The following is a 14,960-nucleotide window of genomic DNA, read 5'->3' as shown; positions in this document are numbered from 1 at the left end:
ACGCCCGGTTACATTCCGAACCCGGAAGCTAAGCCTTACAGCGCCGATGGTACTGCAGGGGGGACCCTGTGGGAGAGTAGGACACCGCCGAACAATCATTCAAAGGGCTGGACCCGGAACTTCCGTTCCGGGTCCAGCCCTTTTTTGGTATGCGTAACGCAAAGTTCACGTTGCGCGCCGAGCATCGCAGCATGGGTACTGCAGCAATGCTCAGGGCCGCCGGCGTCGGAGTCGGCGACGAGGTCATCGTGCCGGCCTTCGGGAACGCCGAGGTCGCCGAGGCCGTGACACTCGCCGGCGCACTTCCGGTGTTCGCCGACATAGATCCGGTGACCTACTGCCTCGACGTCCCGGCGGTGGAAGCAGCCGTAACCACCCGGTCCGCGGCCGTGGTTGTCGTGCACCGCTTCGGACGCTGGGCCGACGTCCAGGGGCTGCGGGCGCTCGGCCGGCGGCACGGGCTGCTGGTCCTGGAGCAGGGCGAGTCCGAGGCGCCGTACGACGAGATCGCGCAGCGCCGTCAGCGGGCCGCCTACCTCGACGCGAAGCTCCGCGGGGTGCGGACGCCGGACGGCGGCGACGGGCACACCTACCAGCAGTACGTCGTACGGGTGCCGGGGAACGGCCGGCCCGACCGGGACGCCTTCGCGCGCGCTCTGCGGGGCAAGGGAGTTGACTGCCGGGTGCCGGTGAAGACGCCCGTGCACCGGCTGCCGGAATTCCGGCGCTGCGTCTCGCTGCCGGAGACCGAGCTGGCGGCCGACGCGACGCTGGCGCTGCCGGTGGACGCCGCGTTGACGAAGCGGGAGATGCAGCGGATCGTGTCCGCGTGCAACGCGCTCGGCGGACTGCTCCAACCCGCCTTCTGAACGGGTTTGGGAACCCGGGTCTGTTCGGGGTATGATCTATTCCGTTGCCGAGGGGGAAACCCCGAAAAGGCGACAGGCCCCTATAGCTCAGTCGGCAGAGCGTCTCCATGGTAAGGAGAAGGTCAACGGTTCGATTCCGTTTGGGGGCTCCGTCAAGAAAAGCCCCGCCCTTTCGGGCGGGGCTTTTCTTTGTTCGGGCTATTGAGCGTGTTCAGCGTGCCGTGACCAGCACGCTGACTCCGTGCAGCAGGACCGAGCCGGCGGTCCGGGCGTCGCCGAGGTATCCGGCCACCATCGCGCCGTCGCGCAACGCCACCATCGCGTCGGCCGATTGCCCGGGGTCGGCCGCACCGAGGCGCTGAAAGGCGTCCCGCAGGACCTCACGGAACCACGCACGGTGCTCCAGCACGGCACGGTGGACCGCGCTTGCGGAATCCGGGTACTCGGCCGCGGCATTGATGAACGGACAGCCGCGGAATCCCGCGCCGCACACCTCCGCGCCGATCCCGGACGCCACCGCGACCAGGAGGTCCGCGGGTGAGGTGATCTCCCGCGCCGCCGCGGCGACGCGGTCCCGGATCTGCTGGTCGGTCGCCTCCAGATAGGCGCGGACCAGGTCGTCCTTGCCGTCGAAATGACGGTAGAAGGTGCCCCGTGCCACGTCGGCCTCCGCCATGACACGGTCGACCCCGACCCCGCGGATGCCCTCGCCGTAGAAGAGCCGGCTCGCGGTGCGCAGAAGTCGCTCTCGCGCCGGGGAGGGGCGAATCGGTACGGACACGTCTTTTACCTTCGGCATGCCGTCAGCATAGAACGGTCTGTCTCGTCGCCCGCCGACGGAGCTACTTGGTGGCGTACACGGCGGTGTAGCCGCCGATGAGGGGCCGGGCCTCGGCCTTGGCGAATCCGGCCGCCTGGAGCCACTGGGTGGCGTCCGCGACGGTGTACTCGGATCCCCCTTCGGTGTCGATGAGCATGTTGAGCGACAGCATCAGGCCGTAGGTGTTGTGGCGGCGCTCGTCGTCGATCATGGCGTCGTAGACGATGAGGGTGCCGCCCTCGGGCAGGGCGTCGTAGGCCTTCTTGAGCAGGAACTGGCGCTGTTCGAGGTTCCAGTCGTGGAGGATCTGGCCCATGACGTAGACGTCGGCCTCGGGCAGGGCGTCGGTGAAGAAGTCGCCGCCGTGGAAGGCGAGGCGGTCGGTCAGGCCGTGGGCGGCCACGAACTCCTCGAAGACCGGCGCCACGGGCGGGAGTTCGAAGACGCCGCCGGTGATGTCCGGGTTGGCGCGCAGGACGGCGGCCGGCACGGCACCGAGGGCCCCGCCGAGGTCGACGACGTGGCGGCGGCCGGTCCAGTCGAAGTCGGCGGCGAGGGCGGCGGCGAGCGGCGTGCTGACGCCGTTCATGCCGTTGAGGAAGTTCCGCCAGGCGACCGGGTCCTGGCTGAGCGTGGCGAAGAACGGGGCGCCGCTCTGCGCGACCTCGTTCTGGAGGGCGCCGGTGCGCAGGGCGTCGGTGAGGTTGTTCCAGAAGCCGAAGAGCCGGTTGTTGGCCATCTCCAGGATGCCGCCGACGTAGGACGGCTTGGCGCGGTCCAGGAACACGTCGGCTGCGGGGGTGTTGCGGTAGACGCCCTCGGCGTCGCGGGTCAGCACGTCGAGCGAGACCAGGGCGTCGAGGAAGTCCGCGGCGGACCTGGGGTGCAGGCCCACCTCGGAGGCGAGGGAGTCCCGGTCGCGGCCGCCGTCGGCCAGCGCGGTGAAGACGCCCAACTCCACGGCGCTCAGCAGCGTCTTGGAAGCCATGAAGCCGAGGCCGAGCTGGAGCAGCGGCTCAGGGGTGATCGGGTCGGTGACCGACATGTGGTGTCTCCCTAGGATGTTGGTAGTTGAATGCTAAACAGATCCCGATGGGTGACGGGCCGTCGAGCCGTGCCACGAGGGGCGGCGGAGCCCGGAAAAGGCCCGCTGACCACGTCGGTTGCCTTTTCGGGCACAGTGCCGGAGGGGGTGCGTGCCGGTCCCGGGGAGACGGCGGTGGCGCGGGCGGGCCCCGAGGCGGTCAGTCCAGTGCGCGCATCGCGGTGGACAGGGCGTCCTCCGCGAACTCCCGTCCCATGCGGCCCCGGCCGACGACGCGAAGGCCCTGCATGAACGTGGTGAGGAACCGGGCCAGCTCCCGCGGGTCCTTGTCCGCGGCGATCTCGCCCCGCACCTGCGCCTGCTCCAGGGCGCCGGCCAGGGCCGACTCGACCTGCCGGAGGGCGGCCGTGACGCGGTCCGCGGCGGTGGGCAGGTCGCCGCACTGCGTGGAGGCGTTGACCACGAGGCAGCCGCGTGTGGGGTCGGCCAGATCGGCCTCGACGAGGGAGACGAGCACCTTGCGGACCGCGACGCGGATGTCGGTCGTGCCGTCGACGGCCTCGGCCAGGCCGGCGGCCTGGAGGGAGGCGTACCGCTCCAGAGAGCGGAGGTAGAGCTGCTCCTTCGAACCGAAGGCCGCGTAGAAGCTGCCGCTGCCGATGGACAGCTCCTTGAGCAGGTCCTGCAGGGAGGTCTCGGCGTAGCCGCGGCGCCAGAACAGGTCCATGGCGCGGTCCACGGCCTGGTCTATGTCGAACTCCCTGGTGCGTGCCATGGCGCCAGCCTAACGCGCTATGTGGAGCAGTCAATCAACTATGTCCGCCGCACCGGGCCCGGATCGCGTGCGACCCGGGCCTCGCGACGGTCGGGCCGCCGGTCACCGCCGGGTGAGCGCGGCCAGCTCCTTGGTGATCGTCTCGGTGTCCTGGTAGGTGAGTCCGATGCGGGCGACGTGCTTCCAGCGCACGATGCCGTCGGCGTCGATCACGAACACCGAGCGCTTGAGGCCGAGTCCCGGCAGCTGGATGCCGTACGCCCGCACCACCGAGCGGTCGGTGTCGGCGAGCAGCGGGAAGCGCAGGTCGCGCTTGCGGGCGAAGCGCTCGTGGCTGTCGAGGTCGCTGAAGTTGACTCCCCACACGTTCGCCCCGAAGTCGCGGAAGCGGTCCAGGTCCGAGGCGTAGGAGCACAGCTGCTTGGTGCACACCGCCGACTCGTCGCCGGGATAGAACGCGAGCACCACGGGCGCTCCGCGGTGCGCAGACAGGGAGTAGTCCTGTCGGTCGACGCTGCCGTCGTCTCCCAGCAGCACGCCGCGGAGCGTGAAGTCGGGGGCGGGCGTACCGATCTCGGGCACGGGCATGGCGGGTCCTCTCAGAGGGAACGAGGCCGGGCGGCGGGGTGCCGGACCGTCCGTGCGGCCAACTGTATAGAACGTTCTATCTCGTCGGAAGGAGCGCGTGCCGCACGCGCCTGTAATCACGGTCACGTGCGCGGTCCGCGACGCTTCGGGACCGCCCGCCGGGCGTCGCTCCGGGTGTCCGCGGGATCGCCTCAGAGGGTCTTGATCTGTCCGCCGTCGATGACGATCTCGGTCCCGGTGATGTTGGCGGCGAGGGGGGAGGCGAGGTAGAGGGTGAGGTCGGCGACCTCGTGCGGTTCGGTGATGCGGCCGGTGGTGATGCCCATGCTCTGCGGTACGACGGTGTCGAGGGCTTCCTGGGCGGTGGTGCCGGCGGCTGCGGCGGTGGCGTCGGCGAAGCCGCCGGGGGCGGTCCAGAAGGGGGTGCGGACGGGTCCGGGGGCGACGGCGTTGACGCGGACGCCCTGCGGGGCGAACTCCTCGGAGAGGGCCTTGTTGAGGTTGGTGAGCGCGGCCTTGGCCGCGGAGTAGTCCACGACCATCGGGAAGGGCAGCCGGGCGTTGATCGAGCTGATGTTGACGATGGCGGCGTCACCGGCGGCGATCAGGTGGGGGAGTGCGGCGCGGCTGACGCGGACGGCGCTGAAGAAGGTCAGGTCGAAGACCTTCCGCCAGTCCTCGTCGGTGACCTCCAGGAAGGACTCGCGGGGTGAGGTGGCGCCGACGTTGTTGACGAGGACGTCGATCCGGCCGTGCCGTTCCACGGCCTGGCGGATCAGGGTCTCCGCGCCCTGCGGGGTGGACAGGTCGGCCGCGACGACCGTGACGTCGTGGGCGGCGGCCAGCGCCTCCAGCTCCGGGGTGGAGGCGCGGCTGCCCGTCACGACCTTGGCGCCCTCGCGGACCAGGCCCTCCGCGACGGCCAGGCCGATGCCCTTGCTCGCCCCGGTGACGACGGCGACCTTGTCCTTGAGGTGAAGCTCCATGACGAGTCCTCTTTTCTGGAATGATCATTACATAATTTCGGTACGACAGGGCGGCCGGCCTTCCGGCGGTCCGGGCTGTCGATGGAGTGAGCGTAGCAGGCGATCTTGAATGGGCGATCCAGAATCGCGACGGTGTCGCCCGCCCCTTGGGGAAGGCGCCCCGCGCCGGACTCCTCGGGCGGAGCCGGCGCGGGGCCGGGAGGCCGTGCGTCCGGACGCTCAGTCGTTCTGGAGGCCGGGGACCCGCATCGCGAGAATCGCCATGTCGTCCGACGGCGCGTCGGACGCGAAGCGCTCCACCGCGCGCATGATGCGCGCGGCGACCGCGCCGGCCGTCAGGCCCGTGCAGGTCGTGAGGACGTCCGCGAGGCCGTCGTCGCCGAGCATGCGCGTGCCCTCCCGGCGTTCGGTCACGCCGTCGGTGACGCACAGCAGGACGTCGCCCGGGTCCAGGGTGACCGTCTGCTCGTAGAGCTCCAGGTCCTCGATGACACCGAGCAGCGGCTGGGGTTCGGCGGCGGCCTCCACCGTGCCGTCCTGGCGCAGGCGCAACGGCAGCGGATGGCCGGCGCACACCACCTTCATCTCCGCGCTGCCGTCCGCCTGCGGGCGCATCTCGCCGTACAGGAGGGTCAGGAAGCGGCTGCGGGCGCCCTCGTCCAGGATGGCCGAGTTGAGGCGCTCCAGGACCGCCGGGCCGCTGAGCCCCTCGCGGGCCAGCAGACGCAGCGCGTGCCGTGCCAGGCCCGTCACGGCGGCCGCGTTGGGGCCCGTGCCGCAGACGTCGCCGATGGCGAAGCCGTACGTGCCGTCGGAGATGGGGAAGACGTCGTAGAAGTCGCCACCGACCTCGTTGCCCTCGCCCGCCGCGCGGTAGATGACCTCGACCTCGACGCCCTCGATGTGCGGGGTGCCCGGAGGCAGCAGGCTGCGCTGGAGGGCCTGGCTGATGGCCGTGCGCTCCGAGTACAGGCGGGCGTTGTCCAGGGCCAGGGCGGCCCGGCGGGACAGGTCCTCGGCCAGTTCCAGGATCTCCTGGCGGAAGTGCTCGTCGGTGGGCTTGCCCAGGGTGAGCATGCCGATCACGCGGTTGCGGGCCACCAGGGGCAGCACGACGATCTCGCCGCCCACGGCCGACGCGGTGGCGAGGGTCGGGCCGATGGCGGAGGAGACCTGGCGGGCGGGACCGCCGGTCAGGCCCAGACTGCGCATGGAACTGCGCAGGGCGGCCTGGTGGGCGTGTTCGCCGGGGGCCGTCCAGACGCGGGCGCCCGGGGTGGGCACCGGGTCCGGCGGGGGCACCTTGGCGAGCAACGACTTGATGCCGTCGATGAGTTCCTCGTCCTCGTGCAGGACGTACGACAGGTACGGCTCGGAGGCCTGGTCGGCGATCGTGTAGACCGCGCACCAGGTGGCGAGGGTCGGAACGGTCATCTGCGCCATCAGCGCGAGGGTCTGGTCGCGGTCCAGGGTGCCGGCGAGCAGGTCGGAGGCCTCGACCAGGAAGCTGAGCGAGCCGCGGCGCAGCCGCTCCAGTTCGCCCAGGCGGGCCGACTCCACGGCCAGGGCGATCCGGTCGGCCGCGAACTGGAGGCGCAGCGCCTCCTCGTTGGAGTATCTGCCCGGGGACTCGGCGGCGACGCCCAGCGAGCCCGTCAGCCGGCCCTCCACCTTCAGCGGGACCGTGACGACCGAGCGCATGCCGGTGCCGCCCAGCAGCGGGACCGCTCCCGGGACGGCCGTCAGGTCGTCGTGGACGGCCGGCATCCGGGCCGAGCCGTAGCGGCCGGGGCCCGCCTCGACGGGCACGCGCGCGAAACGCTGCCGGGCCGACGGCAGTCCGGTGGAGGCGCGGACCTCCAGCTCGGTCTCGTCGTCGGTCGCCAGGAGCAGGAACGCGGAGTCGCCGTCGAGCATGTCGCGGGCGCGTTCGACCGTGCGCTGGAGGAGGCCGTCGAGGTCGTCCGGGGCCGGCGAGCCGATGAACACCTCGAAGGGGTCGGTGCTCTGGCCGTCCTGGGCGCCGCCGCCGCCGTCGGCGGCGGGCAGCCGCAGCGGGGTCTGCAGGACCGCGCGTTCGTGGTCGCGCACCAGCAGGCAGACGGTGGAGGGCTCGCCGCCGGTGTCGCGGACCCGCAGGTGCGAGGCGTAGACGGGCGTGACGCGGCCGTCGGCGCCGCGGATGCCGTAGCTGCCCTCCCAGCGGGACAGCTGCAGGGCCTCGGCGACGCCGGTGCCGGTGCCCGGGGTGTGCGGCCAGGCCGCGAGGTCGGTCAGCGGCTTGCCGGTGACCTCGGCGGAGGTGTGGCCGAAGATCTCCTCGGCGTCCTCGTTCCAGGCCGTGATGGAGCCCTTGCGGTCGATCTGGACGACCGCGACGCGGACCCGGCCGTCGGCGAGGGGCAGCAGGTCCGCCGGGAGGGACGGGCCGGCCGCGCGGGTGCCCACCGGGCGCTCGGGGAGGTCGAGCTGGAACCAGACGTTCTTGTACGTGGACGTGTACTCGACACCCCAGCGGGCGGCGAGGGCCGCGCACAGCTGGAGGCCCCGGCCGCCCTCGCGGTCGGGACTGCCCATGTTGACGGCGGAGCCCTGGAGCGGGACCTCGCGTTCCGGGTAGCGGTCGGCGACCTCGATGCGCACCCCGTCGTCGGCGCGCAGGCACAGGACGTCGGCGTGGGTGCCCGCGTGCACCACCGCGTTGGTCACCAGTTCGCTGGTGAGGACCACCGCGTCGTCGACGACGTCGGCGAAGCCCCAGCCCTGGAGCGTGTCGCGGACGAAGGCCCGGGCGCTCGCGACCGATCGCCCGACGGGCTCGAAGCTGGCGGCCGCGCGCGCGGTGATCACAGAACTCCTCGACCGGGTCTCGACATGCGGACTTCCCTGGCCGGCCGGCTCGTGCCGCTGCTGCGGCATCCGCTCGCCCGTCGGCCGTGGCTCCGGGTTGTGTCCCCCGGGGATCACTCCGGTGGTCATGGTCTGCGGCCGCCCCTCCGAATGCCCGCTCGGTCTCCTGCCACCGCCCAGGCCGAACGAACCGGCGCGGCTGGACAGCCGCATGCAAGGTTACTTACCTTCGCCGTCCGAGCGGATGCCGGTCGCCGGTCTTTACGCCCCCCGGGTGTGCGGACGGTGTGCGAAGCTGCCGAACTGTTATGGCCTGGTTCGGACGGGGTGAAACACTGGGCAAGCTTCTGATGAAGGTACGGGCAGGCTGAGTGCGCCGCGGCCGCGGCGGGCAGCAGCCCCTGGTGCGGCCGGATCCGATCTGGCAGAAATACCCAGTAGTAACGGGTACGCACGCCGAAGTCGGCGGTACGCCGACCACGGCGGCATCCGAGCACAGTGGTACGGGCACAGTGGTGACGGTCGACCCCTGCGGGAGGGACACAGTGGAGTCTGGCGCAGCGACGCGGGGCACTAAGGCGCGCGCGAAGAGCGGACAGTCCCTGAGCGGGCGCCGGGGCGGTGGCGGGACCACGGAGGTGGACTCCGCCGCCCTGGACCGGCTGCTGGTGGCTCTGGTGGCGATGCGGGACGGAAACTTCCGCAAGCGGCTCACGGTCTCCGGCGACGGCGTGATGTCGGAGATCGCGGCGGTCTTCAACGAGGTCGCCGACCGCAATCTCCACCTCACGGGCGAGCTGTCGCGGGTCCGCCGGGTCGTCGGACGTGAGGGAAAACTCACGGAACGGCTGGAGACGGGTGCCTGCGAGGGCTCCTGGGCGACCGCCGTGGACAACTCCAACGCCCTGGTCGAGGACCTCGTACGGCCGGTCTCCGAGGTGGGCCGGGTCCTGACGGCGGTGGCCGAGGGCGACCTGTCGCCGCGGATGGATCTGCGCTCGCCGTCGGCGGACGGGGCCGGGCACCCGCTGCGCGGTGAGTTCCTGAAGATCGGCCGGACCGTCAACAACCTGGTGGACCAGCTGTCGACGTTCACCGACGAGGTCACCCGGGTGGCCAGCGAGGTGGGGACCGAGGGCAAGCTGGGCGGACAGGCCCGGGTACGCGGTATGTCGGGTTCCTGGCGGGACCTCACGGACTCCGTCAACACGATGGCGTACCGGCTGACGGCCCAGGTGCGGGACATCGCGCTGGTGACGACCGCGGTCGCCAAGGGCGATCTGTCGCGGAAGGTGACCGTGCAGGTCGCCGGCGAGATGCTGGAGCTGAAGGAGACCGTCAACACGATGGTCGACCAGCTGTCGGCGTTCTCCTCCGAGGTGACCCGGGTCGCCCGCGAGGTGGGCACCGACGGCATCCTGGGCGGCCAGGCGCACGTGCCCGGGGTCGCCGGCACCTGGAAGGAGCTCACCGACTCCGTCAACACCATGGCCGGCAACCTGACGGCCCAGGTGCGCGGTATCTCCGAGGTGACCACCGCGGTCGCCAGCGGTGACCTGTCGCGCAAGGTGACCGTCCCGGCCCGCGGCGAGGTCGCGCAGCTCGCCGAGACGATCAACCAGATGACCGAGACGCTGCGGATCTTCGCGGACGAGGTCACGCGCGTGGCCAACGAGGTCGGTGCCGAGGGGCAGCTCGGCGGGCAGGCGAACGTGCCGGGTGCGGCGGGCACCTGGAAGGACCTGACCGACTCCGTCAACACGGTGTTCCGCAACCTCACCACGCAGGTGCGGGACATCGCCGCGGTGACGACGGCGGTGGCCAACGGTGACCTCTCGCAGAAGGTCACGGTCGACGTGGCCGGCGAGATGCTGGAGCTGAAGAACACCGTCAACGGCATGGTCGACCAGCTGTCGTCGTTCGGTGCCGAGGTCACGCGGGTGGCCCGGGAGATCGGTGTCGAGGGTGAACTGGGCGGCCAGGCGCAGGTGGCCGGGGCGGCCGGCACCTGGAAGGACCTGACCGACTCCGTCAACACCGCGTTCCGCAACCTCACCGGCCAGGTGCGCAACATCGCCCAGGTGACGACGGCGGTGGCCAACGGCGACCTCTCGCAGAAGGTCACGGTCGACGTCTCAGGCGAGATGCTCCAGCTGAAGAACACCGTGAACACGATGGTGGACCAGCTCTCCAGCTTCGCCGACCAGGTGACGCGGATGGCCAGGGACGTGGGCACGGAGGGCCGCCTCGGCGGTCAGGCCCGCGTGGACGGCGTCTCGGGCACCTGGAAGGAGCTGACGGACTCCGTCAACTTCATGGCGGGCAACCTCACCTCGCAGGTGCGGCAGATCGCCCAGGTGACGACGGCGGTGGCGCGGGGCGACCTGTCGCAGAAGATCGACGTCGACGCGCGCGGTGAGATCCTCGAACTGAAGAGCACGATCAACACGATGGTCGACCAGCTCTCCGCCTTCGCCGACCAGGTCACCAAGGTGGCCCGCGAGGTGGGCACGGAGGGGCGGCTCGGCGGCCAGGCGCAGGTGCCCGGCGTGGCCGGCGTGTGGCGGGACCTGACGGACTCGGTGAACGGCATGGCCGGCAACCTCACCGCCCAGGTGCGCAACATCGCCCAGGTGGCCACCGCGGTGGCCAGGGGCGACCTCTCCCAGAAGATCACCGTGGACGCGCGCGGTGAGATCCAGGAGCTCAAGAACACCCTGAACACGATGGTCGACCAGCTGTCCTCGTTCGCCCAGGAGGTCACCCGCGTGGCGCGCGAGGTGGGCACCGAGGGCATCCTGGGCGGCCAGGCCGAGGTGCAGGGGGTGGCGGGCACCTGGAAGGACCTCACCCAGTCGGTGAACTTCATGGCGAACAACCTGACCATCCAGGTCCGCAACATCGCCGAGGTCACGACCGCGGTCGCCAAGGGCGACCTGTCCAAGAAGATCACCGTCGACGCGAAGGGCGAGATCCTCGAACTCGTCACGACCGTCAACACGATGGTCGACCAGCTGTCGAGCTTCGCCGAGCAGGTGACCCGGGTGGCCCGTGAGGTGGGCACCGAGGGCATCCTCGGCGGCCAGGCGCACGTTCCGGGTGTCACGGGCATCTGGAAGGACCTCAGCAACAACGTGAACCTGATGGCCAACAACCTGACCATGCAGGTGCGGAACATCTCCCAGGTGTCCGCGGCGGTCGCCAACGGCGACCTGACCCGGCAGGTCACCATCGAGGCGAGCGGTGAGGTGGCCCAGCTCGCCGACACCATCAACACGATGGTCAAGACGCTGAGTTCGTTCGCCGACCAGGTCACCAAGGTGGCCCGCGAGGTGGGCACGGACGGCATCCTCGGCGGTCAGGCGCACGTACCGGGTGTGGCGGGTACGTGGAAGGACCTCACCGAGTCGGTGAACGGCATGGCGTCCAACCTGACCGGCCAGGTCCGCAACATCGCGATGGTCACCACGGCCATCGCCAAGGGCGACCTGACCAAGAAGATCGACATCGACGCGCGCGGCGAGATCCTCGAACTCAAGACGACCATCAACACCATGGTCGACCAGCTGTCCAGCTTCGCCGAGGAGGTCACCCGGGTGGCCCGCGAGGTGGGCACCGAGGGGCAGCTGGGCGGCCAGGCACGCGTGCGTGACGTCGACGGCACCTGGCGGGACCTGACCGAGTCCGTGAACGAGATGGCCGGGAACCTGACCCGGCAGGTGCGTGCCATCGCGCGCGTGGCGACCGCGGTGACCCGCGGCGACCTGAACCTGAAGATCGACGTGGACGCCTCCGGCGAGATCCAGGAACTCCAGGACTACATCAACAAGATGATCGCCAACCTGCGGGACACCACGGTCGCCAACCAGGAGCAGGACTGGCTCAAGGGCAACCTGGCGCGCATCTCGGCGCTGATGCAGGGCCGCCGCGACCTGGCGGACGTGGCCTCGCTGATCATGAGCGAGCTGACGCCGGTGGTCACCGCGCAGCACGGCGCGTTCTTCATGGCGATGCCCCTGGTCGACGGCAAGGAACTGGGCGACGAGACGGAGGACGCCTACGAACTGCGCATGCAGGGGTCGTACGGCTACTCGATGGGTTCCATGCCGACGTCGTTCCGGCCCGGTGAGGCGCTGATCGGCACGGCCGCCCAGGAGAAGCGCACGATCCTGGTGGAGAAGGCGCCGACCGGCTACCTGAAGATCTCCTCCGGGCTCGGCGAGGCACCGCCGGCGCAGGTGATCGTGCTGCCGGTGCTCTTCGAGGGCAACGTGCTCGGCGTGATCGAGCTGGCGTCCTTCACGCCGTTCACGCAGATCCAGAAGGACTTCCTCAACCAGATCGCCGAGATGATCGCGACCAGCGTCAACACCATCTCCGTGAACACCAAGACCGAGGTGCTGCTGAAGCAGTCGCAGGAGCTGACCGAGCAGCTGCGGGAGCGGTCCGCGGAGCTGGAGAACCGGCAGAAGGCCCTCCAGGCGTCCAACGCCGAACTGGAGGAGAAGGCCGAGCTGCTGGCCCAGCAGAACCGTGACATCGAGGTGAAGAACACCGAGATCGAGGAGGCCCGGCAGGTCCTGGAGGAGCGCGCCGAGCAACTGGCCGTCTCCATGAGGTACAAGAGCGAGTTCCTCGCCAACATGTCGCACGAGCTGCGCACGCCGCTCAACTCGCTGCTGATCCTGGCCAAGCTGCTCGCCGACAACGCCGAGGGCAACCTCTCCCCGAAGCAGGTGGAGTTCGCCGAGACCATCCACGGCGCCGGTTCCGACCTGCTCCAGCTGATCAACGACATCCTCGACCTGTCGAAGGTCGAGGCGGGCAAGATGGACGTCTCGCCGACGCGCATCGCGCTCGTGCAACTGGTGGACTACGTGGAGGCCACCTTCCGGCCGCTGACCGCGGAGAAGGGCCTGGACCTGTCGGTACGGGTCTCCCCGGAGCTGCCCGCCACCCTGCACACCGACGAGCAGCGGCTCCTGCAGGTGCTGCGCAACCTGCTGTCCAACGCGGTGAAGTTCACCGACTCCGGTTCGGTGGAGCTGGTCATCCGGCCGGCCGCGGGCGACGTCCCGGCCGGGATCAGGGAACAGCTCCTGGAGGCCGGCTCCCTCGGCGACCCGGACGCGCCGCTGATCGCGTTCTCGGTGACCGACACCGGGATCGGCATCGCGGCCAGCAAGATGCGGGTCATCTTCGAGGCGTTCAAGCAGGCCGACGGCACGACCAGCCGCAAGTACGGCGGCACCGGCCTCGGGCTGTCGATCTCGCGGGAGATCGCGCAGCTGCTCGGCGGCGAGATCTACGCGCAGAGCGAGCCGGGCCGCGGTTCGACGTTCACCCTGTACCTGCCGCTGCACCCCAGCGAGCTGCCGCCGCAGGGCTACCAGCAGTCCGTGCCCGCGCTGGAGGCCGGGGACCTGGTCGCCTCGCAGAACCACGGCTCGGAGCTGTCCGGCGTGGAGATCGAGACGCCGGCCGAGGTGAAGTCGTACCAGGAGACCCAGAACGGTCCCGCGGCGCTCTTCCGGCGCCGCCGCCGGGGCACTCCGCAGATCGCCGAGTCCTGGCCCGTGCTGGCCGAGCAGGAGGCGACGGCTCCGGCGCCGCGCCGGGGCGTACGGTTCGGCGGCGAGAAGGTGCTGATCGTCGACGACGACATCCGCAACGTCTTCGCGCTCACCAGTGTCCTGGAGCAGCACGGCCTGTCGGTGCTGTACGCCGAGAACGGCCGTGAGGGCATCGAGGTGCTGGAGCAGCACGACGACGTCGCGGTCGTCCTGATGGACATCATGATGCCGGAGATGGACGGCTACGCGACGACCACGGCGATCCGCAGGATGCCGCAGTTCGCCGGGCTGCCGATCATCGCGCTGACCGCGAAGGCGATGAAGGGCGACCGGGAGAAGGCGATCGAGTCCGGCGCCTCCGACTACGTCACCAAGCCGGTCGACCCCGATCACCTGCTGGCGGTCATGGACAAGTGGATGCGCGAGGAATGAGCGGAAGGGCTCGATGTGATGTGAACGTTTCGGGAACCTTCCGTGTGCACGGGGAGTTGCCGACCGAAGGTCGTGGAAGCCGTGTAGAACTGCGGGATCGGGGGAACCTTCTGGTCTCCGGCTCCGTTTCCGCTATGTGCACAGTGACATCACGGTGACAGGGTGTGGCGACGGGCGGGGTGCGGCTACCATGACCGGCACAAGGACGGGCGGCGAAAGGGAGTCGTCCCCTGGGGCGGCGCCCGGTGCACATCCGGGGCGAGGAGGGCGGGCCATGGTGCAGAAGGCCAAGATCCTCCTGGTCGATGACCGGCCGGAGAATCTGCTGGCGCTGGAGGCCATCCTCTCTGCGCTCGATCAGACACTGGTGCGGGCATCGTCCGGGGAGGAAGCGCTCAAGGCACTGCTCACGGACGACTTCGCGGTCATTCTGCTGGACGTCCAGATGCCGGGCATGGACGGTTTCGAAACCGCGGCGCACATCAAGCGGCGGGAGCGGACCCGGGACATCCCGATCATCTTCCTCACCGCCATCAACCACGGCCCGCACCACACCTTCCGGGGGTACGCGGCCGGCGCGGTGGACTACATCTCCAAGCCGTTCGACCCGTGGGTGCTGCGCGCCAAGGTCTCGGTCTTCGTCGAGCTGTACATGAAGAACTGCCAGCTCCGTGAGCAGGCGGCGCTGCTGCGGCTCCAGTTGGAGGGCGGCGGCAAGGGCGCGGTCGCCGGCAAGGAGTCCGCCGGGCTGCTCGCCGAGCTGTCGGCGCGGCTCGCGGCCGTGGAGGAGCAGGCCGAGGCGCTGTCCAAGCAGCTGGACGACGAGTCCGCGGACGCGGCGGCGGTGGCCACGGCGGCCCATCTGGAGCGCAAACTCACCGGCCTGCGCCGGGCGCTGGACGCCCTCGAACCGGGCACCGGCGGCGGCGCCCCACCGCTCTCCTCGCAGAACTGACCGCGGCGGCGGCCACAGTTGCTCATGAGAGCGCGTCAGTTCCGCGCCCCCGCAAGGGCGACACGAA

General features: G+C 70.3%; 9 protein-coding genes, 1 tRNA gene and 1 rRNA gene. 5 read left to right on the top strand and 6 right to left on the bottom strand.

The window, feature by feature from the left end:
- From rrf to ACIQOE_RS13705, 3 genes are all read left to right on the top strand, one after another.
- Positions 1-93: ribosomal RNA gene (gene rrf / locus ACIQOE_RS13715) — 5S ribosomal RNA — on the top strand; the annotation flags it as partial.
- A 113-nt stretch (positions 94-206) separates the two neighbouring features.
- Positions 207-869, top strand: a complete 663-nt coding sequence (locus ACIQOE_RS13710; RefSeq protein ID WP_401411588.1) for a DegT/DnrJ/EryC1/StrS family aminotransferase — start codon at positions 207-209, stop codon at positions 867-869.
- A gap of 76 nt (positions 870-945) precedes the next feature.
- Positions 946-1,018, top strand: a tRNA-Thr gene (locus ACIQOE_RS13705).
- A gap of 62 nt (positions 1,019-1,080) precedes the next feature.
- Here ACIQOE_RS13705 and ACIQOE_RS13700 read toward each other — a convergent pair.
- From ACIQOE_RS13700 to ACIQOE_RS13675, 6 genes are all read right to left on the bottom strand, one after another.
- A complete protein-coding gene (locus tag ACIQOE_RS13700; protein WP_401411511.1) occupies positions 1,081-1,650 on the bottom strand; it encodes a TetR/AcrR family transcriptional regulator in 570 nt (189 codons plus the stop codon).
- Positions 1,651-1,711: 61 nt separating this feature from the next.
- Positions 1,712-2,734, bottom strand: coding sequence for a methyltransferase (locus ACIQOE_RS13695; protein WP_399010948.1), 1,023 nt, complete (start codon positions 2,732-2,734; stop codon positions 1,712-1,714).
- Positions 2,735-2,933: 199 nt separating this feature from the next.
- Complete coding sequence (locus ACIQOE_RS13690; RefSeq protein ID WP_351326608.1) at positions 2,934-3,509, bottom strand: TetR family transcriptional regulator; 576 nt, start codon at positions 3,507-3,509, stop codon at positions 2,934-2,936.
- Between the two features lie 102 nt (positions 3,510-3,611).
- Positions 3,612-4,097 (bottom strand): peroxiredoxin family protein, encoded by a 486-nt coding sequence (locus ACIQOE_RS13685; protein ID WP_401411509.1) that lies wholly within the window; start codon positions 4,095-4,097, stop codon positions 3,612-3,614.
- A 191-nt stretch (positions 4,098-4,288) separates the two neighbouring features.
- Entirely contained in the window at positions 4,289-5,083 is a 795-nt protein-coding gene (locus tag ACIQOE_RS13680) for an SDR family NAD(P)-dependent oxidoreductase (RefSeq protein ID WP_401411507.1), read from the bottom strand.
- A gap of 219 nt (positions 5,084-5,302) precedes the next feature.
- Positions 5,303-8,062: a SpoIIE family protein phosphatase gene (locus ACIQOE_RS13675; protein WP_401411505.1), complete on the bottom strand. Its 2,760-nt coding sequence runs from the start codon at positions 8,060-8,062 to the stop codon at positions 5,303-5,305.
- Positions 8,063-8,478: 416 nt separating this feature from the next.
- Between ACIQOE_RS13675 and ACIQOE_RS13670 the strand changes: the two genes are divergently transcribed.
- Complete coding sequence (locus ACIQOE_RS13670; RefSeq protein WP_351326615.1) at positions 8,479-13,938, top strand: HAMP domain-containing protein; 5,460 nt, start codon at positions 8,479-8,481, stop codon at positions 13,936-13,938.
- A gap of 274 nt (positions 13,939-14,212) precedes the next feature.
- Positions 14,213-14,893 (top strand): response regulator, encoded by a 681-nt coding sequence (locus tag ACIQOE_RS13665; protein WP_351326617.1) that lies wholly within the window; start codon positions 14,213-14,215, stop codon positions 14,891-14,893.
- The last annotated feature ends 67 nt before the right edge of the window (positions 14,894-14,960 follow it).

Origin of the sequence: Streptomyces sp. NPDC091282 (genome assembly GCF_044757385.1) — a bacterium.
Lineage (GTDB): Bacteria > Actinomycetota > Actinomycetes > Streptomycetales > Streptomycetaceae > Streptomyces > Streptomyces gramineus.
The sequence above is the reverse complement of the archived record's forward strand: the minus strand, read 5'-3'. Positions and strand labels throughout refer to the sequence as shown.